At 54.9% G+C, this 19401-nt stretch carries 22 protein-coding genes; 8 read left to right on the plus strand and 14 right to left on the minus strand.

All coding sequences use genetic code 11. The features are described from left to right. Nucleotides 1-80 precede the first annotated feature (80 nt). The 3 genes from LKE08_RS07840 to LKE08_RS07850 all read right to left on the minus strand — a co-directional run bounded on the left by LKE08_RS07840 (nucleotide 81) and on the right by LKE08_RS07850 (nucleotide 1607). Nucleotides 81-380: a hypothetical protein gene (locus tag LKE08_RS07840; RefSeq protein WP_324703658.1), complete on the minus strand. Its 300-nt coding sequence runs from the start codon at nucleotides 378-380 to the stop codon at nucleotides 81-83. 87 nt (nucleotides 381-467) lie between these two features. Continuing rightward, a complete protein-coding gene (locus LKE08_RS07845) occupies nucleotides 468-1091 on the minus strand; it encodes a DUF3177 family protein (protein WP_324703659.1) in 624 nt (207 codons plus the stop codon). Nucleotides 1092-1382: 291 nt separating this feature from the next. Next, a complete protein-coding gene (locus LKE08_RS07850; protein WP_324703660.1) occupies nucleotides 1383-1607 on the minus strand; it encodes a Calvin cycle protein CP12 in 225 nt (74 codons plus the stop codon). Between the two features lie 369 nt (nucleotides 1608-1976). Here LKE08_RS07850 and LKE08_RS07855 point away from each other — a divergent pair, with 369 nt between their 5' ends. From LKE08_RS07855 to LKE08_RS07870, 4 genes are all read left to right on the plus strand, one after another. Next, nucleotides 1977-3203, plus strand: a complete 1227-nt coding sequence (locus tag LKE08_RS07855) for an FIST N-terminal domain-containing protein (protein ID WP_324703695.1) — start codon at nucleotides 1977-1979, stop codon at nucleotides 3201-3203. A gap of 84 nt (nucleotides 3204-3287) precedes the next feature. Beyond that, on the plus strand, nucleotides 3288-4082 hold the full coding sequence (locus LKE08_RS07860) for an SDR family oxidoreductase (protein ID WP_324703661.1): 795 nt from the start codon (nucleotides 3288-3290) through the stop codon (nucleotides 4080-4082). A gap of 207 nt (nucleotides 4083-4289) precedes the next feature. Next, complete coding sequence (psbQ, locus tag LKE08_RS07865; protein ID WP_324703662.1) at nucleotides 4290-4739, plus strand: photosystem II protein PsbQ; 450 nt, start codon at nucleotides 4290-4292, stop codon at nucleotides 4737-4739. Nucleotides 4740-4775: 36 nt separating this feature from the next. Then, nucleotides 4776-5900 carry an FAD-dependent oxidoreductase gene (locus LKE08_RS07870; RefSeq protein WP_324703663.1) on the plus strand — a complete coding sequence of 375 codons (1125 nt, stop codon included), beginning with the start codon at nucleotides 4776-4778 and terminating at the stop codon, nucleotides 5898-5900. Nucleotides 5901-6066: 166 nt separating this feature from the next. On the opposite strand, the gene LKE08_RS07875 is transcribed toward LKE08_RS07870, so the two are convergent. The 5 genes from LKE08_RS07875 to rpsB all read right to left on the minus strand — a co-directional run bounded on the left by LKE08_RS07875 (nucleotide 6067) and on the right by rpsB (nucleotide 12790). Next, on the minus strand, nucleotides 6067-6894 hold the full coding sequence (locus LKE08_RS07875; protein ID WP_324703664.1) for an HAD-IIB family hydrolase: 828 nt from the start codon (nucleotides 6892-6894) through the stop codon (nucleotides 6067-6069). Nucleotides 6895-7176: 282 nt separating this feature from the next. Then, nucleotides 7177-9651, minus strand: coding sequence for an ATP-dependent DNA helicase RecG (gene recG, locus LKE08_RS07880; protein ID WP_324703665.1), 2475 nt, complete (start codon nucleotides 9649-9651; stop codon nucleotides 7177-7179). 298 nt (nucleotides 9652-9949) lie between these two features. Next, entirely contained in the window at nucleotides 9950-10831 is an 882-nt protein-coding gene (locus LKE08_RS07885; protein WP_324703666.1) for a hypothetical protein, read from the minus strand. A gap of 319 nt (nucleotides 10832-11150) precedes the next feature. After that, nucleotides 11151-11816: a translation elongation factor Ts gene (tsf, locus tag LKE08_RS07890; RefSeq protein ID WP_324703667.1), complete on the minus strand. Its 666-nt coding sequence runs from the start codon at nucleotides 11814-11816 to the stop codon at nucleotides 11151-11153. 182 nt (nucleotides 11817-11998) lie between these two features. After that, a complete protein-coding gene (gene rpsB, locus LKE08_RS07895) occupies nucleotides 11999-12790 on the minus strand; it encodes a 30S ribosomal protein S2 (RefSeq protein ID WP_324703668.1) in 792 nt (263 codons plus the stop codon). Between the two features lie 260 nt (nucleotides 12791-13050). Between rpsB and psaX the strand changes: the two genes are divergently transcribed. Beyond that, the gene (psaX, locus tag LKE08_RS07900) at nucleotides 13051-13161 is read left to right on the plus strand and encodes a photosystem I protein PsaX (RefSeq protein WP_324703669.1); all 111 of its coding nucleotides are present in this window, start codon (nucleotides 13051-13053) and stop codon (nucleotides 13159-13161) included. A 105-nt stretch (nucleotides 13162-13266) separates the two neighbouring features. Here psaX and LKE08_RS07905 read toward each other — a convergent pair whose 3' ends face one another. From LKE08_RS07905 to nrtS, 3 genes are all read right to left on the minus strand, one after another. Next, nucleotides 13267-13635, minus strand: coding sequence for a hypothetical protein (locus tag LKE08_RS07905; protein ID WP_324703670.1), 369 nt, complete (start codon nucleotides 13633-13635; stop codon nucleotides 13267-13269). Between the two features lie 298 nt (nucleotides 13636-13933). Beyond that, on the minus strand, nucleotides 13934-14674 hold the full coding sequence (locus LKE08_RS07910) for an SIMPL domain-containing protein (protein WP_324703671.1): 741 nt from the start codon (nucleotides 14672-14674) through the stop codon (nucleotides 13934-13936). A 150-nt stretch (nucleotides 14675-14824) separates the two neighbouring features. Then, nucleotides 14825-15100 (minus strand): nitrate/nitrite transporter NrtS, encoded by a 276-nt coding sequence (nrtS, locus tag LKE08_RS07915; RefSeq protein ID WP_324703672.1) that lies wholly within the window; start codon nucleotides 15098-15100, stop codon nucleotides 14825-14827. 221 nt (nucleotides 15101-15321) lie between these two features. Here nrtS and LKE08_RS07920 point away from each other — a divergent pair, with 221 nt between their 5' ends. Together LKE08_RS07920 and mtnA are read left to right on the plus strand one after the other, a co-directional pair. After that, a complete protein-coding gene (locus LKE08_RS07920) occupies nucleotides 15322-15774 on the plus strand; it encodes a hypothetical protein (RefSeq protein ID WP_324703673.1) in 453 nt (150 codons plus the stop codon). A gap of 418 nt (nucleotides 15775-16192) precedes the next feature. Further along, complete coding sequence (mtnA, locus tag LKE08_RS07925; protein WP_324703674.1) at nucleotides 16193-17242, plus strand: S-methyl-5-thioribose-1-phosphate isomerase; 1050 nt, start codon at nucleotides 16193-16195, stop codon at nucleotides 17240-17242. 18 nt (nucleotides 17243-17260) lie between these two features. On the opposite strand, the gene LKE08_RS07930 is transcribed toward mtnA, so the two are convergent. Then, complete coding sequence (locus LKE08_RS07930; protein WP_324703675.1) at nucleotides 17261-17647, minus strand: DUF2203 domain-containing protein; 387 nt, start codon at nucleotides 17645-17647, stop codon at nucleotides 17261-17263. 150 nt (nucleotides 17648-17797) lie between these two features. Here LKE08_RS07930 and LKE08_RS07935 point away from each other — a divergent pair, with 150 nt between their 5' ends. Beyond that, a complete protein-coding gene (locus LKE08_RS07935) occupies nucleotides 17798-18070 on the plus strand; it encodes a DUF6439 family protein (protein ID WP_324703676.1) in 273 nt (90 codons plus the stop codon). 70 nt (nucleotides 18071-18140) lie between these two features. On the opposite strand, the gene LKE08_RS07940 is transcribed toward LKE08_RS07935, so the two are convergent. Both LKE08_RS07940 and LKE08_RS29255 read right to left on the minus strand, forming a co-directional pair. Further along, entirely contained in the window at nucleotides 18141-18629 is a 489-nt protein-coding gene (locus LKE08_RS07940; protein WP_324703677.1) for an anti-sigma regulatory factor, read from the minus strand. A 34-nt stretch (nucleotides 18630-18663) separates the two neighbouring features. Next, a complete protein-coding gene (locus LKE08_RS29255) occupies nucleotides 18664-19164 on the minus strand; it encodes a zinc ribbon domain-containing protein (RefSeq protein ID WP_375341407.1) in 501 nt (166 codons plus the stop codon). Nucleotides 19165-19401 lie beyond the last annotated feature (237 nt).

Below are 19401 nucleotides of genomic sequence, written 5' to 3' on the forward strand. Positions count from 1 at the left end.
CTCCGATATCTAGAAACTCGGTTTCTTCCAGTATCTTGGTGGGGAATTAAAAATTCTTCTAGAAATCGGGTTTCTTCTCCTCACACTCCCGCCGCGGAGAGTAGCGGTTGGATGGTTTCCCAACTCAATCCCCGCTCGATATATTGGGGACTGGCGGGGTTGTAGGGACCGACGAGGCGATCAATTTCCAAAATGGTGGCGTCGTCGGGTAAGACGGGGACATCGGGATCGAAAGCCGTCGCCCGCATCAGGGAACTGGAGAAGCCTTTAAAGATGGCGATTTCGTCCGGTTCCCCGTCAATTTCCGCCCGGACGAGCAACACTTCCCGGGGATTTTTTTCTGTGTATTGTTCCAAACGCTTGGCGATCGCGACTGGCATATCGATTTTAGATTTTAGATTGAATATTCTCCCTCAAATCATGAGGTCGGGAAAAGTTGATTATTATCAATTATCAATGATAAATTGTCAATTTCCCGTTGCAGAACGTCCCTGTCTTCCCAGACGAATCAGGATAAAATATCCGAAATAAATCAAATAAAGTAACAATCCCACAAGGCCCAAAAATCCGAGAAATTGGGGTGTCCAGTCCGGGTGAAAAATCTGTTTGTAGGTCCAGGGGGGATCGAGCCAGATCCGACAACCCGGATCGGCGAGTAAATCTTGCGTGCCCAAAAATGCACATCGCAGGGAGGGGAGGAAAAGCAGGGCTCCGATCGCGTTGTAAACGGTAATCGCCCACCGCCAACTGGTGAAGGTGAGTTTCAGGGGCGATGGTTGCATATCCTCGATTTCTTCGTTGATATCCACCCAAAACCACAAACTCAGCGGGATGAGAATGCGGGAGGCGATCGAACATAAAAAACTGAAGGGAAAGGCGGCGATCATCAGATACACCGTGATCATCAACAGACTCGCCACCCGCCAATAGATAATTAAAAGCCGTTGCAGGGCTTCCAACTTTTGAACAAAGGCCCAAATGAGCAAAATTAGGGGAAAAATCACGGTCAGCACGACCGCGAGTCGGTAATCCATCCACACCCAAGTTGCTAAACTGTGGGGTTGGGCTGCCATCAAGATTGGGTTGAACATTATTTTCTCGTCTGCGGTGCTGATCTGATCTCCGCTCAAATCGTTTTTATTAAAACGATTTCTTGAATTCGATGATCGGAAATCTACACAATAGCTGATTATCCGAACTGGATCGGAGGGGGGGGAGGGGCGGGGGATGATCGCCGGCGGTCTCAACTCACCGTCCTGAAAACGAAACTGCAACCCCCGAAAAGTCCGGGTGTTGCGTCCGCGTATCCGTCGAGGTCGGGTTAAATCCCTCGACCCCGACTTGCGGCCGGGGCTGGGGGACTGGTGGATAACAAGGAGAACCTAGTCGTCATAAACCCGGCACTCGGCGGCTTCGGGATTGTTGTCGCAGTAGACTTCAAAGGAACTCTTGGCTGGTTGTTGCTTTTTGTGAGCCGCTTCAGCTTGCAGCTCTTCTACCGCATCCCAGGCGGCGGCACACTCTTTAGACGTACCCCCCTGAGTATCGCAGACGTTGCGAGCTTCCTGGCGCTCTTTTTCGATGAGTTCGTCGATATTTTCGCTCATACTAACCTTTTTTCCCTTTACAAACGTCGTCACGAGTCCGATCCCATCAGCTTTGATAGCCAGCGATCGCTCGACCGGGTTATCCTAGCTGACGGGTTCAGCGATCTTCCATAGTCTGTGATACATCACTCCGGAGCGTCAACCCCAAATTTTGACTGTTTTTTAAGGTTTGCTCCGGGCGATCGGAAGTCGCCGCACCCAAACCGGAGGGCTCGTAACATTAAGTAATGTTAACACACGACCGACTGCGGGACGCTTTCAAGACAATAACAGCCATCTGACCGGCAAAATATAACCCGAGCGGAAAACCGGAATGGGTGAGAGAGAATCTATAGGAGGGCCAACATGGCAGAACCGACAACAGAACCAATGCGGTGGGTCAGCACCCTATCGACCCGCGCCTCTCTGGAGGCGGCGGTGACGGAGGTGGTCGAGGCGGCCCGAGCCGCCCTGGAAGCCCCGGCCGATCTGGGGTTGGTGTTCATCTCCTCGGCCTTCGCCAGCGACTATTCCCGACTGATGCCCCTGCTGGCCGAACGGCTGTCGGTCCCCGCGTTGATCGGTTGCAGTGGCGGGGGGGTGGTCGGCATGGCATCGGGGGAAAAAGCCGAAGAAATCGAGGGGAAACCCGCCCTGAGCCTGTGTCTGGCCCACCTTCCGGGTGTCGAAGTCCGCCCTTTCCACCTGACGACGGAGGAACTCCCGGATTTGGACAGTTCCCCGGAAGATTGGGTGGAACTGATCGGCGTCCACCCGCAAAATTATCCCCAATTTATTTTGTTGATCGATCCGTTTTACGGAAAAATCAACGATTTGCTCCAGGGCCTCGACTACGCCTATCCGGGGGCTCCGAAAGTGGGGGGACTGGCCAGTTCCGGGGCGATGGGTCAGGGGACGGCGGTCTTTTGCGACGGCGAACTGTACGCCGGGGAAGCGGTGGGGGTGGCGTTGAGTGGCAATATCGTGCTGGACACGATCGTGGCCCAGGGATGCCGGCCGATCGGCGACCCGTACCGAATTACCCGGGGCGATCGCAATATCATTTTGCAGGTCGAGAAACAGGACGCGGCGGGGGGCGGGGAACTGTCCCCCCTGGAGGCTCTCCAGGAACTGTTGGGGGAACTCGGCGAGGAGGATCGGCAACTGGCCGGGCATTCTCTATTTGTCGGGGTGGTCCGGGACGAGTTCAAACAGCAATTGGAAGCGGGGGATTTTTTGCTCCGGAATTTGATCGGAGTCGATCCCCGGATGGGGGCGATCGCGATCGGCGATCGGGTCCGGCCCGGACAGCGCATCCAGTTTCACCTGCGGGACGCCCGCACTTCGGCCGAAGATCTGGAACTGTTGCTCAAAAACCAGGACACCCCGGCGCGGCCCGGAGCGGTGCAAACCCGGGGCGCCCTGATGTTTTCCTGTCTGGGACGGGGTGAAAACCTCTACGGCGAACCCAATTTCGACTCGAATTTATTCCGCCGCCACTTTCCCATCCCCCTGAGTGGGTTTTTCTGCAACGGGGAAATCGGCCCGGTGGGGAACGGCACTTTCCTGCACGGCTACACGTCCGTGTTCGGAATTTGCAGACAGCCGGAGAATTAGGGTGTGGGGTGTAGGGTGTAGGGTGTGGGGAAATCCCCGTTCATTTTTCATTTTTCACTTTTCACTTTTCATTTTTCATTTTTTATGCAGTTGAATTCCATTAAAAAAGCTCTGGTTACGGGGGCGTCGTCCGGGATCGGCGAAACGTTTGCGCGGGAATTGGCGTCCCGGAAGGTCGATCTGGTTTTGGTGGCGCGATCGCGGGATCAACTCGATCGCCTAGCCTCCGAATTGCAAGGACAACACGGGATTCAGGTGCAGGTGATCGCCAAAGATCTGACGGAACCCGACGCGACGCCGGTGGTTTTCGATGCCGTCGCCGGCGGGGGGGAGACGGTGGATCTGCTGATCAATAATGCCGGATTTGGGGATTACGGTCCGTTCGAGACGCGATCGCTCGACAAACAGATGCAAATGGTACAATTGAATATCGGGGTTTTGGTGGGGCTGACGTACCGGTTTTTGTCGGCGATGAAACCGCGAAACCGGGGGGCGATCGTCAACGTTTCCTCCATCGCCGCTTATCAACCCCTGCCCTATCTGTCCGTCTACTCGGCCAGTAAAGCATTCGTCCTCAACTTCACGGAGGCATTGTGGGCGGAAAATCAAGATTCGGGCGTCCGCATTTTGGCCCTGTGTCCCGGCCCGACGGAATCGAATTTTTTCGATGCGGCCGAATTTCCCGCATCCTTCCGGGGCGCCGGCAACTCCCTCACCCCCGCCGAAGAAGTGGTCAAAGATACCCTCGCCGCCCTGGAAAAAGACTTCTCCACCCTCGTCACGGGAGGGCTATCCAACCAGATCATCGTCAACCTGCCCCGCTTGCTGCCCCGGGATACCATCGTCGGTTTGGTGGAAAAGCAGTTCAGGCCGAACTAGGGTGTGGGGTGTAGGGTGTGGGGTGTAGGGAAGGGTTAAAAATTTCCCCAACTCCCGACTCTCGACTCCCTAATACCGACTCCCGACCTCCCCCTTCTGCCCAAAATCGATCGCGTGTGGTAGATGTTTTCTGCAACAATGGATGGATAATCATTTTTTGCCGACCGAGCAAATTGTAGAAATTTAAAGAACCAAACAAAATTTGCCATGAAACGTTATCGTTCAATTCTGGCCTGTGTTTTGGCACTGGTGACTGCATTCGTGGTGGGCTGCAGTGCGCCCGAGGTCGCCGAGCCGCCCACCTACAGCGACGCCCAACTCGAACAAATTCAAGAGTATAAAACCGATATCCTCGGCCTGCGCGATCGCATGACCAAGGAACTGACCGCCAGCATCCAAAATGGTGACTGGGTGAATGTGGATAATTTTGTCCACGGCCCGCTCACAACCCTGCTCCAGGATATGAATTACCTGACGGGCAAACTCCTCCCCGATGACCAACCCCCGGCCCGCAAGTTGTACCGGGAAGTGTCCCAGCATTTGGTGGAAGTGAGCACGGCGGCCGAAAAAGGCGATCGCGCCCAAGCCGTTACCGGCTACCAGGAAGCCCTCAAGGACCTGGACACGTTTTTGACCCAAGTTCCCCAAGCCACTTAATTCCTTTGCCGATCGCTCACACTAGATAGCTCACTTATGGCTCACGTTGTTATTGTCGGATGTGGTATCGTTGGCGCCGCCATCGCCTACGAACTGTCTTCGGTTCCGGGGCTGTCGGTGACGGTGTGCGATCGCAAATCCCCCGCGGCGGAATCCACCGGGGCGGCTTTGGGCGTGCTGATGGGCGTCATCAGCCACAAAACCAAGGGGCGGGCCTGGAAGTTGCGGCGGGACAGTCTGGAACGCTATGAAACGCTGATTCCGGAACTGGAAACCCGCCTCGATCGCCCCCTCCCCTACAACCGCCGGGGCATTTTGATGCTGGGGTTCGAGGGGGAAAACTGGAGTCGCTGGGAAGAGTTGGCCGAAATTCGCCGGTCCCAGGGGTTGCCGCTGGAGTTGCAGGACGCGGAAACGGTGCGATCGCGATATCCGCAGATCCAGTGCGATCGCGTCACCGGGGCGATTTATTCCCCCCGCGACCGGCAACTCGACCCCACCGCCCTCACCCGGGCTTTGGTGGATGCCGCCCGACAAAATGGGGTGACGTTCAATTTCGGCGTCGGGGTGGACGGCTGGGAAATCGCCGAAAATGGCGATTCTCAGAAAATCTGTCAAACTCTTAAAACCGATACCGGCACTCTGGCGGCGGACTGGGTGGTGGTGGCGGCGGGATTGGGAACGACTCCCCTGCTGGAAACGCCCCCCCAACCCCCTCCGGTGACGATTCGCCCGGTTCTCGGACAGGCTTTGCAGGTGCGGTGTCCCCAACCCCTGGCAACGAGTCCCCAACCCGTAATTACCGGCGATGACGTGCACATCGTCCCCCTGGGCGGGGCGGAATATTGGGTGGGGGCGACGGTGGAATTTCCCGACGCGGATGGTAATGTGGAGGCTGATACCGAATTGCTCGATCGCGTCGTGGAAGGTGCGATCGCCATGTGTCCCGCCTTGAAAGAGGCCGAAATCCTCCGCCAGTGGAGCGGTCTGCGGCCCCGCCCCGATCAACCCGCCCCGGTCATCAGCCCTTTAACCGGATTTAAAAACATCCTCCTCGCCACCGGACACTATCGCAACGGGGTATTATTGGCGCCCGCCACCGCTTTGAAAATTCGGGATCTGTTGATTGAAAGAATGGAAGATGGGGAATCGGGAAATTAACAAAACTTCGGTGGGGGCAGTGCGTCCCCGCCTGCCACATTTCTCAATATCAATCAGAATTCATTCTTCGGTGGGGGCAGTGCGTCCCCGCCGGCCACATTTCTCAATATCAATCAGAATTCATTCTTCGGTGGGGGCAGTGCGTCCCCGCCGGCCGCATTTCTCGTCAATTGTTAATCTCAACTCCCAAGCGATCGCAAATTTCCGCCACCACCTCAGCCCATCCCTGACAGCCGGGAGACGAGGCGACTGGCCAGCGGCGATCGCTCAATCCCGGATGGGGTCCCTTTTTGCCGGGAATAATAATCGGAATATCCACCGCTTCCAACATCGCCAAATCGTTGGGACTGTTCCCCAAACCGAGAGTGGTGATTGTTTCTCCCGGTGCGATCATAGCATATCGCCGCACCAACCACTCAACCGCCCGACCTTTCCCGGCATTTCCACCGATCAGATGGGAAAAGCGATCGCCCACCACGACGCGAAATCCCGACTCCGTTATCGTTTTTTCCAATACTGCCGGATCGATAGTTTTGGGAGTAACAAACGGTTCGGTAAATTCCCGATTTTTCGCCCGCTTCGCCTCCTCAGCCGATAATCCGGTTCGCTGTATAATCTCATCGACGCTCAAATCTCCGAACCCCCGCAGCGGTTCGTCCAGAGAAGCGATGACTTCCGCCAATCCCCGGCGAATATCCGCATAAGAATCGCCCAGTTGCATCAAATAATAATCGCCCCGAAGTTGAGTTTCCGGGGAAGTGAGGCGATCGCAATTTTCGGGAATAAAAATAGCACTGCCATTTTCCACAATAAACGGATCTGTTAACCCAATTTCCCCCCGCAATACTTCCACCTCTTCCCGGGTTTTGCTGGTGACGGGAATCACGGGAATTTGCTGTTGTTTCAGTTGTTCGAGGACGGGGAGGGCGCGATCGTACCGGTAATCCTCGGAATTGAGCAGAGTTCCGTCCAAATCGGTAAAAATCAATAACATTGCTCGGCGGATGGTTCGATAATTTTATCTTCCCCCAAATGGGGCATAAAATCAAGCACCGCTTGGGAATCAATTCCCAAGCTAATAGCACAAATCCTCTCAAGAGGATTAAAAAGCATCGGGGAGGTTATGCGGTCAAATAACCGTCTGATATAATTCGCAAAACTCCCACCCATTCAAACCCCCAAAAATTGGCAGTTTGGGAGCAATACAACCCTCCCTCTTCCTTCCGTGTCCTCTGTGCCTGGAGTGGTTAATATTCTCAAATTATCTAAATATAAATCAAGTCAAAATCGACCCCCCCATCATCTTCTGATACCGCCGCTCCCACTCCGCCGCCATCGCCGGCCACCGTTCCAAAGTCGGGTCTTTTTGCATCACCTTCTGAGCCGCTTCCCTCGCCAGTTCCAACACTTCCCGATCTTCCACCAAACTCGCCAGGGCAAAATCCGGCAAACCCGACTGTCGGGTTCCCAAAACCTGACCCGGCCCCCGCAATTCCATATCCATTTCGGCGATAAAAAAACCGTCCTGGGACTGTTCCAAAACCTGCAGTCGCTGCTTCGCCTCGGCGGTAGAACTCCCCGACATCAACAGACAATAAGACTTGTCCTTTCCCCGGCCGACGCGGCCCCGCAGTTGGTGAAGTTGCGACAGTCCGAACCGTTCCGCATTTTCGATCAACATCACCGTGGCGTTGGGAACGTCCACCCCCACTTCCACCACGGTTGTCGATACCAAAATCTGGGTTTCTCGATCTCGAAATTTGGCGATCGCCTCCTCTTTCTCCTGGCTGCTCATCCGCCCGTGCAACAACCCGATCGCCAACTCCGGAAAGATCTTCTCCTGTAGTTTATCATGTTCTTCGATCGCCGATCGCGCCTCCAACTTATCCGACTCCTCAATCAACGGCAACACCACATAAACCTGGCGTCCCTTCGCCACCTCCCGCCGAATCAAATCATAGGCTTCCTTACGCTTATGACCCGATAACATCGTCGTCTGAATCGGTTGCCGTCCGGGGGGCAACTCGTCCAACTGACTCACATCCAAATCCCCGTGCAACGTCAGCGATAACGTCCGGGGAATCGGCGTCGCCGTCATCGTCAAAACGTGGGGCGACTCCCCTTTTTGCTGCAATTTCGCCCGCTGCTGCACCCCAAATCGGTGCTGTTCGTCAATCACCACCAACCCCAACTTGTGGAAATTCACCTGATCTTGAATCAAGGCGTGGGTCCCCACCAAAACCGGCAATTCCCCCGTCTCCAACTGGGAATGAATCTGCCTCCGCTTCGCGGTTTTCGTCGAACCCGTCAACAACTCAACCGGCAGATGCATCAAATTGAACCAACCCACCAATTTTTGATAGTGCTGTTCTGCCAAAACCTCCGTCGGCGCCATCAACGCCGCCTGATATCCGGCCTGAATTGCCGCCAGCATCGCCACCACGGCGACCACCGTTTTACCCGCCCCCACGTCTCCCTGAATCAGGCGATTCATCGGTTCCGGGGAGTTGAGGTCGCCCATAATTTCGCCGATCACCCGCTTCTGGGCGTTGGTCAGTTCAAAGGGTAAAATTTTATAAAACTGTTCGATCAATTCCCCTTTGGGGGTCAAAACGGCGCTGGTTTCCGTCGTTTTCTGTACCTGCCGCCGCCGCAGCAATCCCAATTGCAGATAGAAAAATTCATCAAATACCAGCCGTCGCCTCGCCGCTGCCAGCCAGTCCCGGTTGGGGGGAAAGTGGATGTTGGCGACGGCTTCGGAGATTTCGATCAACTGATAGGTTTCGATCAATTTTTTGGGCAGCGATTCCGGCAAGTGATTCGTCGCCGGTAACGCCGCCAGCATCGCCTTCCGCACCAGGTCCGCTCCGATACCTTCTGAAAGGGGATAAACGGGCAGCACCCGGCCGATTTTCATCGAGGAAATATGGCTGTCGGCGCGATCGAGAATTTCCAGTTCCGGGTTATCTAAGGTGATGCCGTATTTATTTTTTTTCACCAGTCCGGATGCGGCGACTTTCGCCCCCGGCGGGTAGTTATATTTTTGTTTGTGTTGCCAGCCTTTATTCCCGTAACGATTTCCGGCGAAAAAGCGGGTGATTTTGAGTTGCCCGGTTTCGTCTTTAACGACCAATTCTAAAATGGTTAACTTGCGGTTTTTGGGGCTGCTGAAACAGTGGCAGCGTTTCACCTCCGCGACGATGGTGACGGTTTCTCCCGGTTCTAGTTCTTTGATTTTCACCTGGCGGGCGTAGTCGATATGATCCCGGGGATAATAATAGAGTAAATCGTAAACGTTATAAATTCCCAACTTGCCGAGGCGATCGCCATTTCTCGGCCCCACCAATTCTTTTAAAGAACTGTCCAAATCGGGGGCTTTTTTGGCGTTCAATTCCTGTTGGGGAAGCGGTTTGGGGACGGCTGGCAGCGGCGACGGTTCCGGATTGTGATGTTGGGATAAATTTCTCTGGGATTCTAACAGTCGCTGGGATTGTGTTAAAAACCGCCGGGTGTCCGCAATTAAATGTTGCCGCTCTTCCAATTCCAGTTGGGAGTAGTTGGCAAAGTCTCCCGCCAATTTCTGCCCGAGGGAATGGGCTTCCGCCGGGATAATTTCCAAGACTTGATGGAGGCTGAGTAGCAGAAACTCGTTAAACCGATACTGCTTCCCCTGAATGTTATTAAATCCCCGTTCTGCCTCAACAGTCAGGGCTTTTTGTATGCGCCACCAGTCGAGTTCGTAAGTTGCCATAATTCATGCAAATTGTCGTCAATTTTATCGGTATCAAATTCTGCTATAAATCGGCTTTTATTTAATCTTGTTCGCGGTAGTACAGGCATCCTGCCTGTGACAAGCTATAAGCTCGTTTGACGCGGTTTGAGAGTTAAAATCAGTCTTCATAGCATAGCGGTTTTGGGGGGCAAAATCAAGGCGGAAAAGGGTTGACAAGCCGATCGCCTTCCGGTAAGATAAAGGGATAGGCTAGAAGGGCGCGTTCGCCCCTGTACTTGATTTTTTTATCAACATAGCGTATGCGAGGCGATCGCGGCTACTCCTCGAACCAACTCGAACGCCAGGCGGACTCCGCCTCCAGCACCGCCCGATCCCGCTGTTTTTTCTGGTAATCCCGCCCCAGGCGGTTCAGGCGCGCGACCAAATTGCGGATCTGGTGTCTGGCCCCCATTACCCCCGGGTCGGCGAATTCAATCTCGGAGAGTCGCAGGTGAACCGTAATCAGTTCGGTGAGATTGGGGTTCTGCTGGTCGTCCTCATCGTCCGTCTCGATGGTCAGATTGAGCAAATTGGGGCTGCCACCGGCCGCTTCCGGCGGGGGATCGGCTTTGGATGCCGCTTCTAGCAGGGCTTCGGGCAGTTCGGGGAGGATAATTCCGGCGTCCTGCAACAGGAGGTTGACATCGTGGGAGAGGGCGTGGAGGAGTCCTCGGATGGCCTCCTCGATATTTTCTTGCCAGCGCAGGAGGCGAATGGGGGTAATCAGGAGGGGTTTGAGTTCGGAGAGCGATTCGGCGGGGGGGTTCGATGCCGCCGTCGCCTCCGGCGGTTCCGGATTTCCTGGCTCTTCGGGGGTTTCTTCCTGGGGGGCGGAATTCAACTTTCCCTGGGCTGCCCGGGGGGCATTCTCGGCGATCGGGGTGTGGACGAGGGCCGTCAATTTAGCTTGAGTCTGGCCAGCCAAATCCCGAATTCCGGCTTGCAACTGCTGTCTTTCCGAGTAAGACAGTTGCAAAAACGCCTCCGGATACCCTTGGGTGCACAAATGATAAGTTGCCAGGATCAACTGCTGTCGCACGGCATGACTCAACACCTGCAAATAACGATCGTAACAGCTATGAAATTCCTGGGCGATCTTGGCGATCGCCTCTTCCAATGTGGCGATATCTTGTTCGATGCGTTTGAGCGATCCGGCCATAATTGAGAGCAGGGAAAATCGGGAATCGGGAATCGGGAATCGGGAATCGGGAATCGGTTACGTTCCCCACGCCCCACACCCTATATTTATAGCAGTGTGCGCTCGTATAGTTACAGTTAGGGAGCGGAGGGAGCGGAGGGAGCGGAGGGAGCTGAGGGAGCCGGGGGAGCGGGTCAGATTTTTGGGAATATAAAGGGATTTTTCATTTCAACCTGTAACTATACCAGCGCGCAGCGCTATAAAAGCCCCGATCTGTTTCGATTCTGCCATCAGATCGGGGCGACGTTAATCAAAAATCCCCCCGGTTTGGGGTGACATTTTACGCCTTGCCGCCGGTTTGTGCGGCGACTTCTTCCGCAAAATTGCTTTCTTCCTTTTCCAAGCCTTCACCCAAAACGAACCGGGCGAACCGACGAACTTGGATATTTTCACCCAGTTTGGCAACCGTTTGCTTGATCAGCTCTTCCACGGAAATATTCTGGTCGCGGATGTAGGGCTGGTCAATCAGAGACAATTCCTTCAGGCGCTTGTCGATCCGACCTTGGACGATTTTTTCCTTGATATTGTCCGGCTTGTTGCCCAGGTCGTCGCGATTCATCTCGATTTCTTTTTCCTTCGCCACCATCTCCTGGGGAATGTCCGCGACGGAGACGTACTCCACGTTGGGACAGGCGGCAATCTGCATGGCGACGTTCCGCACCAATTCCTGAAATTCTTCCCGTCGGGCCACGAAATCCGTTTCGCAGTTGACCTCCACCAGGACGCCGACCCGTCCCCCGGTGTGGATGTAGCTGCCCACCAACCCTTCAGTTGCGGAGCGACCCGATTTTTTGTCGGCCGATGCGATCCCTTTCTGTCGCAGCCACTCGACGGCCTTCGTCATATCGCCATCCGTTTCCTTCAGGGCTTTTTTGCAGTCCATCATGCCGGCGCCCGTTTTGTCGCGCAGCTCCTTGACTACTTTCGCAGATATGTTTTGCGCCATCTTTTTCCTTTCGTTCCTTGCTTAAAGTTTAGGTCAGTCGCTATGAGGCAGTTGTTACTGAAGTTTAACAAATGCTCCGCGCCATACTCAACTGTTATCCCTCGGAGGGGGTAGCGATCGCCACCCCCTCCGAGGAAATGGTCGGTTCCGAAGTTTCCCGCTTCAGGCTGCGGTCCGTTGACCTACTCTTCCGAGTCGTCCGAAGACCCCTCTTCGTCGGCTTCCTCGTAGTCCTCGTAGTCTTGTGCCCCCTCGTAATCTTCGTAGTCCTCGGCGGAGGCCGTGTCAAGTTCGCCGTGGCGACCTTCGTAAATGGCATCCGCCAACTTTCCGACGAGCAGCTTGATGGCGCGGATGGCGTCGTCGTTGGCGGGAATGTGGATGTCCGCCAAATCCGGGTCGCAGTTGGTATCCAACAAAGAAATGATCGGAATACCCAGCTTGCGACATTCCATGACGGCATTGTACTCCCGGCGCTGGTCGATCAGGATCACGGCGTCGGGAACCCGGCGCATTCCCTTGAGTCCGCCCAAATATTTCCGCAACTTGCTCAACTCGCGGCGCAGGACGGCGGCTTCCTTTTTGGGGAGGTAGTCCAACTGGCCGCTTTCTTCCCGGCTTTCCAATTCTTTGAGACGGTCTACGCGGGTTTTGATCGTCACCCAGTTGGTGAGCATCCCCCCCAACCACCGCTGGTTGACGTAGAATCCGCCGCAACGGCTGGCCTCTTGGGCGATGATGCCGGCGGCTTGGCGCTTCGTCCCGACGAACAGGAACTTTTTCCCCTGTTCGGAGGAACTTCTGACGTAATCATAGGCCTGGTCCATCAGTTGGGCGGTTTGAACGAGGTCGATGATGTGGACACCGTTCCGCTCCGTGAAGATGTAGGGGGACATTTTGGGATTCCAACGGCGGGTCTGGTGGCCGAAGTGTACCCCGGACTCGAGCATTTCTGCGAGACTGATCACTGGCATGGTCGATTTTCTCCTTTTCGGGTTGATCCTCCACCCGGGCGCCGATCTGCGCGGGAAAACCCCCGCCAGACACCCGAACTCCCGGATGTGCGAGTTTAGACAACCTGACTATTGTAGCGAATTGAGGTGGCAGATGGAATCCCTTCCGGAAGAATGGGTGAGATCGCCGAGCCGTCGGGGGCCGATATTGCACCAAAGATCGATTAAGGGCGATCGCTTTTTATGATTTAATGGACTCAAAGCATTGGGTATTTAAGCAAATGACAAATACTAAATCCGGTGGTCCTTACACCTTCCGTATCTTCTGGGCGGCTGTCCTGCTCGGAATCAACCTGTTGGTTGCGGCCTACTATTTCCACATCATTGAATAGTCTCTGAGGGTTTCTGTCGGAAACCCCCGTGCTGCCGGCAACATCCGATGAGGGATTCTGTTTATCCTTTTTGGGGTGCTGTGGCAGCACTTTTTCAATGGGCGCTTAGTTTTCGATCTTCGCTTCGAGTTTGGACAGGCGCTCTCGGATGTCGATGACATCCTGTTTGAGTTCGATGGTCAAGGTGGCCAGGTTGTCGAACATGGGGTCGCCGGACAGCCATCGGGTCATCCCCTCGGGGGGGACGTTTTCCGGGAGATCGGGTCGGGGGACGACTTCCACCCTCGGTGCCCCGGAGCTTTGAAAGCGGAGTCGGCTGACTTGGTTGCCGAGTCGGGACATTTCGGACTCCAACCGCCGGACGCGATATTCGAGTTGGGTCGTGTCGGCGGCGCGGACGGGGGCGAAGTTGAAAATTAGGGTGATGGCGACAAGTACGCCGATCGCGATCGCCGTGATTCGGGTTTTTTTCATGACCAAAATTGGGGTGAAGGGGGTTGACGGGGGGCGGCGATTCGCGGTAAACTATTGACATCAATCACACATAATGGGGTGTTTGCAAAAATATTTTTTTTACCACCACTCCCATTGTCTAATAATAATACCAAAAGTCAAGCCCAAAATCAACCCCCTTCCCCAAAACAGCCGAATTTTTAACATTTCTTAATTTTTTTTTAAAACTAAAAAACAATCTTCAAATGTCGGCGAACGGAAGAGGGCGAAATCTCCCGTTCGGGGGCGGTTGACCGCAAGCTGGCGGCCGACGGCGATATCAGTAGCTAATTTGCAAAGTGACGGACGCCCGAACTTCTTGTTCGCCGCCGATGACGGGGGTGGAGGCGTCGGCCGATTCCAAACGCGCCGCCTGTGGCATCATGGGCACGGGGGGAGGAGAACCCGCACTATTGATCTGAATGTTGACAATTTCTCGGCGGGTCAAATTGAGGGTATCGAGGACGGCATCGGCTTGGCGTTGGGCCTCCCGGGTCGCCAATTGTAACGCCTGTTGTTGGGCGGTGGTGATATCGGAATCGGAGGCGATAAAACTGACGCCATCGATGCGGGTCGCCCCGGCATTTACCGCCTCGTCAAGCAAGTTGCCGACTGCCTCGGTTTCCAGGCGAAAGGTGACGGTATTAGTGGCGGTATAGCCGGTCAATTCTTGTCGGTCGTCGCGATAGGTGTAGTTGGGGTTGAGGCGAATGCCGGCGGTTTCCAACTTTTGGACATTGCGCGATCGCAACAATTCTACCACAGCCGAGGTTTGCCGGGCGGCTTGTTGTTGGACTTCTTCGGCGGTTTTGCCGGAAACTTCCACCCCCAGTTGAACTCGGGTGAGGGTGGTGGGAATGGTGACGATGCCTTCACCGCTGACGGTCAACGTTCTCACTTGCTGCTCCTGTGCGACGACGGGGGGGAGGGGGGGAAGGCCGAGAAATCCCAAACCCAAGGAAAAGGCAGCGATCGCCCCCCAGGGATTGAGAGACGGGCGAGATAAACGGGTCGGATGCATGATGGTATTTCCCCCTCAATTTGGAGACTAGACGAATTTTTGAGACGGTTTGAAAGGCAAAATTGAGCCGTCGCGATTTCCGAAAAAAAACAACTCGCAAATTGCCGTTGATCGCTTTCACAGCCGGAGGGATTGATTCCGGAAAATTCCCTAATATTTACTTTCGGAATTTGATCGCGATCGCCGGCGGCTGATTAACTGGCCGTGAACGTTGACGCCGTAGGGGACGGCGTAGGTAAGCGGGGCGGAAATCCAGCGATCGCGGGTCATTTGCCCTTTGACGAGGACGCAGCCGTGGTTGATGGCGAACAAAAGCGTACCCACGACGGCGGCCACCCAGACGGCCATCGGCGCAAATTCCGGGTCGAACAGTGCCTTCAAAAAAACGATGACGGATTGCCTGAATAATGGTGCGATCGAGTTCATTTAAAAATTTCGGAAACCAGTTGTTTGACCGTCCACTCCCCTTCTCCCAGCGAGAATCAAGGCTCGAACCCCGAAAATTTAGATTCGATGAGGGTTGGAGACGTGCCGGCGGGGACATCATCCACCCGGGCTACCTTGTCCAAGTTCCAATAGTAGCACCCTCAATTCCGAAGGTGCGAAAAACCGAACGTAGGCTCGAATTGTAGCGTTAGGTACGGGTGATGTTCCTCACACAATTTACGGCCCTGCTGATGGTGACAACTTTACCACTATTCAGCGTCAGTATGCCAGCACCGATGGTCCGTGCTCAAGCCATCGGTGGCAATGGTAAAACCGATGTTTTTATTATCCGAACTCATGGGGCGACGACCGATCTCAATCAAGCACCAGTTATTACCCATTTCGATTGGTTCAGCGACGGCGATAAAATTGGACTCATGGACGGGTTGACGGAGGCGGACTTGGACTATCGATCGCTGATCGATTTCGATGCCGATGGATTGCGAGATGATACCGTGATCAAGCTGCGAAGCACCCAGGAAATTTTATGTATCGTGCTCAATGCCGACGATTTTGTTTTGGATGGGGAATTTATTCCCGTCGCCTCTCCACAACCGATCACTTGTCTGAGAAAAGCCAACGTGATCGACTGCGAATTTCCCCTTCCCGAGTAATTTCGAGTTCAAGATCGATGGCAGTTCGAGAATTGTCGAGACGGGCGAAACGCCGCTTCAACCGCCGAAATAGAGATGGAAAAGCCGGGGCCGACCTTCAAAAAAGGGCAATCGCGCCGCATCTACCCCCGGCCCGGGCTTTTTGAAATATAGCGCAGCGCGAGGCGGGCGGTAACAGGCTGGACGGGTGAGAATGATCGATCCCCCGACTCCCTAATACCGACTCCCGACTTTCTTTTATAGATTTTGTAACGACACGAGGGCGCACTGCTATATATGGCAACCGCCGGAAGCGTTCGGACATTCCCGACTTCCGAGATCTCCCCATTGTGGAGGGTGGAGCGGGAGCCGATCGCTATATCGGGGTAAACTGGGGAAGAATCCACTGTTTTCAGACGGGCTGCGAGCTCGACTCAAGATGTCTATCCCAACTCAAGTTTATCCGGTGATTTGGAAGGAAGATCGGGTGGTTCTCATCGACCAAACTCGGCTTCCGAAGGAATATGCGATCGTGGAAATTCACCGCTACGAGGATATCGCCCGGGCGATTTCGACGATGATCGTGCGGGGGGCGCCGGCCATCGGCATCGCGGCGGCTTACGGGATGTATTTGGGGGCGAGGGAGATTGAAACGGACGATCGCGATACGTTCCTGGCCCGACTCGACGAGGTGGCTCGGATTTTGGGGAATACCCGCCCGACGGCGGTGAATTTGTTCTGGGCGATCGAACGGATGCAGAAAACGGCTCAAAACGCCGCCGGAGCGGTGGCGGAGATTCGGGAAACGTTGCTGGCCGAAGCGAAAGCCATCCAGGCGGAGGATTTGAGAACCTGCCAGGAAATCGGCGATCGCGGGTTGGAGGCGTTGCCGAAAACGCCGGAACGACTGAATATTTTGACCCACTGCAACACGGGTTCCCTGGCGACGGCGGGTTACGGGACGGCGTTGGGGGTGATCCGCTCGGCCCAAGGTGCGGGGCGGTTGGCGCGGGTGTACGCGGACGAAACCCGCCCCCGCCTCCAGGGGGCGAGATTGACGACTTGGGAATGCGTCCAGGATCAGATCCCCGTGACTCTGATTTCGGACAATATGGCGGCTCACTGCATGAAGCAGGGGTCGATCCACGCGGCGATCGTGGGGGCCGATCGGATCGCGGCGAACGGGGACACGGCGAACAAGATCGGGACCTACAGTTTGGCGCTGGTGGCCAAGGCGCACAACGTCCCATTTTTCGTGGCGGCCCCCCTCTCGACGGTGGACTTTCGCCTGGAGACGGGGGAGGGAATCCCCATCGAGGAGCGCGATCCGGCGGAGTTGTACCAGATCGGCCCGACCCGCATCTGTCCTCCCGGGGTGGAGTTCTACAACCCGGCTTTCGACGTGACTCCGGCGGCGTTGATTACGGCGATTATCACGGAACGGGGGGTTCTCAAACCGGAGGAGTTGAAGCAGTTGAGCCCGATTTGAGGGGGTCGCGAACGACGATTATCCGGCACAGGATTTGAGGAGCCAGCCGAGGACGATCCCGAGTCCCCCGAAGCGGACGGCCTGCCAGAAGGGTTCTTTGAGGCTCCCCCAGGTGAACAGGTGGCTTTCCAAGTTGAGTTCGACGGTGTCGAGTTCGTCCCGAAGCTGTTTAAGTTCTTGCTGGAGTTGTTGCGATCGCTGCCGGCGAAGTTCGGGGATCACTTCGTCGATGCGGTTTTTGAGTTCGACTTTCCGCTGGCGATCGCGGCGGATTTGGGCCACCCGCTCCTGGAGGCTGGCCAGACTTCGCTCCGCCGATTCCAGGGCTTGTTCAATTTCTCGTTCCTCGGTCATTTCTTCTGGCGGGTCGGCGGGGTTCGGTGGGGATGGAGTATTTCTCGGCATAATACATAGAGCGATCGGCCGTCAGCCCCGAGCAATCAGCTTTCACTCAACTGCCTGCCTTTGGCAGGTTTCGGGATTTTCCGATCTCCCGACGGTCCCGGCGACTGCTATAACTATTAAAATACAGCCAAGTCGAATCAAACGATCGCCATGACTCATCCCAATTCAACCCAGGTCAATGCGTCGGAGACGTTGGAACTGGCCCAGAAACTCGCCGAACAGTTGGCGATCTCCGAACGGGACTGGCACCGCCTCAAGTCCAACCGCAACGCCCGCGCCCGGGAACAGGTGGCCGCGGCGCTAATTTTCCTGCTCAAAGATCAGCCCCAGGAGGCGCTCCCGAGGCTGCAACAGGCGATCGGGTGGTTGGACCGTTCCATTACCGCCCCCCCCTGTCCCACCCACGGCTCGAAGTCAAAGTAGGGAATCGGGAGTCGGGGAAAAACAATTAATTATCAATTATCAATTATTAATGATTAATTGTTAATTGTTCCTACACCCGATGCCCGACACCCCAGAGCCCAATTTTGGGAAGTTCTTTGCACAGCACCAATTCGGTTCCGTCGTGGTTCCACTCGACGCGATCGAAGATTTGTTCGAGAATAAAGAGTCCCCGTCCGCATTCGTTTTCGTCGTGGGGCGGGTCTGAGTCGGAGTCATCCCGGGCGGTTTCGGAGTCCACCACGGACAGATGACAGCGACAGGATGGGGGCTTGAAACCCCGCCCTTGATCCGAGATGATCCACCAGAACTGGTTGTTGACCATCGAGAAACGGACGACAACGGTTTTACTGGGGTCTAGCTTGTTGCCGTGCTTGGCTGCGTTCACCAAAGCTTCTTGGAGTCCGAGCCGCAGTTCTCCTTGCCACTCCGTCGGGATCTCGGCTAGAAGTAGGTCCAAAATCGGACAGAGATAGAGTGTAGAAGCAAAGCTAATAGTGACCCAGTTGCGTTTAACCGGACGCGATGATATTGCAATCACTCGGAAAACTCCCTGGCTTTCAGGTGGATAAGGTTCACACCCTGCATAGTTGTGAATACTCCGCTCTAAAAAACCGACTCAAACCTAACCATGAGTTGCCCAAATCTCGGCTGGCGTTGGATGGGTTCGATGTTTTCTTCGGAGCCACGCCGAAGGAAGTGTCGGCACTCTCCGATCCACAGGCCGCCCCAGGCAAGCTGCCCGCCATTGCCAAATTTTGGGCCGCATTCAAGTCTCGGTTCGACTCACAACTGCATTTTTCACACCGATCAACTCGCACCGATAACGGCATCGAATCTTTGACGTGACCGCAGTTAGAGCATCGTTTTGTTGTCTCGCCCTTTCCCGTACCGCTCAACTCAGATGAATTGTACACCAATAACCCCATCCGAATCAAGGTCGCCGTCGTTCCTTGACCCCCACTTGTTTTGGGGCGGGGGAAGGTGTCACTCCGAGTTGTTCGATCCAAGGGATTGACAGCTTGAACACCCATTTTTCCATTAAGATTACCCCAACAATTCGTCAAATCAACCATTCAACCACAAATTTTTTGCGATCGATTTTAAATGAGATGGGACGACCAATTTCAAGGTTCCATTGGGAATTCAATAGCCAGGTGAGAGGATTTTCAAAACGGCCTGAGAGCATTTTTTAACCTCCCCGTCACTCAATGGCTCGTATCAAAAGAGAGGCCGATCTTTCCCATAACATCCAATGTTTTTTAACTCCAGGTCTTTCGTGTTGACTGCCATCCTAAAAATCATTTTTCCCG

The sequence above is a fragment of the Lyngbya sp. CCY1209 genome, assembly GCF_035615495.1.
Classification (GTDB): domain Bacteria; phylum Cyanobacteriota; class Cyanobacteriia; order Cyanobacteriales; family Microcoleaceae; genus Limnospira.

What these genes read in the sequence shown, in the direction of transcription:
- LKE08_RS07870 (WP_324703663.1), top strand. Translation starts at nt 4,776, where the DNA reads ATGGCTCACGTTGTTATTGTCGGATGTGGTATCGTTGGCGCCGCCATC.
- LKE08_RS07850 (WP_324703660.1), bottom strand. Translation starts at nt 1,607, where the DNA reads ATGAGCGAAAATATCGACGAACTCATCGAAAAAGAGCGCCAGGAAGCT.
- LKE08_RS07885 (WP_324703666.1), bottom strand. Translation starts at nt 10,831, where the DNA reads ATGGCCGGATCGCTCAAACGCATCGAACAAGATATCGCCACATTGGAA.
- recG (WP_324703665.1), bottom strand. Translation starts at nt 9,651, where the DNA reads ATGGCAACTTACGAACTCGACTGGTGGCGCATACAAAAAGCCCTGACT.
- LKE08_RS07910 (WP_324703671.1), bottom strand. Translation starts at nt 14,674, where the DNA reads ATGCATCCGACCCGTTTATCTCGCCCGTCTCTCAATCCCTGGGGGGCG.
- LKE08_RS07855 (WP_324703695.1), top strand. Translation starts at nt 1,977, where the DNA reads ATGCGGTGGGTCAGCACCCTATCGACCCGCGCCTCTCTGGAGGCGGCG.
- nrtS (WP_324703672.1), bottom strand. Translation starts at nt 15,100, where the DNA reads ATGAACTCGATCGCACCATTATTCAGGCAATCCGTCATCGTTTTTTTG.
- LKE08_RS29255 (WP_375341407.1), bottom strand. Translation starts at nt 19,164, where the DNA reads ATGGTTGATTTGACGAATTGTTGGGGTAATCTTAATGGAAAAATGGGT.
- psbQ (WP_324703662.1), top strand. Translation starts at nt 4,290, where the DNA reads ATGAAACGTTATCGTTCAATTCTGGCCTGTGTTTTGGCACTGGTGACT.
- rpsB (WP_324703668.1), bottom strand. Translation starts at nt 12,790, where the DNA reads ATGCCAGTGATCAGTCTCGCAGAAATGCTCGAGTCCGGGGTACACTTC.
- LKE08_RS07860 (WP_324703661.1), top strand. Translation starts at nt 3,288, where the DNA reads ATGCAGTTGAATTCCATTAAAAAAGCTCTGGTTACGGGGGCGTCGTCC.
- psaX (WP_324703669.1), top strand. Translation starts at nt 13,051, where the DNA reads ATGACAAATACTAAATCCGGTGGTCCTTACACCTTCCGTATCTTCTGG.
- LKE08_RS07845 (WP_324703659.1), bottom strand. Translation starts at nt 1,091, where the DNA reads ATGTTCAACCCAATCTTGATGGCAGCCCAACCCCACAGTTTAGCAACT.
- LKE08_RS07840 (WP_324703658.1), bottom strand. Translation starts at nt 380, where the DNA reads ATGCCAGTCGCGATCGCCAAGCGTTTGGAACAATACACAGAAAAAAAT.
- tsf (WP_324703667.1), bottom strand. Translation starts at nt 11,816, where the DNA reads ATGGCGCAAAACATATCTGCGAAAGTAGTCAAGGAGCTGCGCGACAAA.
- LKE08_RS07930 (WP_324703675.1), bottom strand. Translation starts at nt 17,647, where the DNA reads ATGCCGAGAAATACTCCATCCCCACCGAACCCCGCCGACCCGCCAGAA.
- LKE08_RS07935 (WP_324703676.1), top strand. Translation starts at nt 17,798, where the DNA reads ATGACTCATCCCAATTCAACCCAGGTCAATGCGTCGGAGACGTTGGAA.
- LKE08_RS07905 (WP_324703670.1), bottom strand. Translation starts at nt 13,635, where the DNA reads ATGAAAAAAACCCGAATCACGGCGATCGCGATCGGCGTACTTGTCGCC.
- LKE08_RS07920 (WP_324703673.1), top strand. Translation starts at nt 15,322, where the DNA reads ATGTTCCTCACACAATTTACGGCCCTGCTGATGGTGACAACTTTACCA.
- mtnA (WP_324703674.1), top strand. Translation starts at nt 16,193, where the DNA reads ATGTCTATCCCAACTCAAGTTTATCCGGTGATTTGGAAGGAAGATCGG.
- LKE08_RS07875 (WP_324703664.1), bottom strand. Translation starts at nt 6,894, where the DNA reads ATGTTATTGATTTTTACCGATTTGGACGGAACTCTGCTCAATTCCGAG.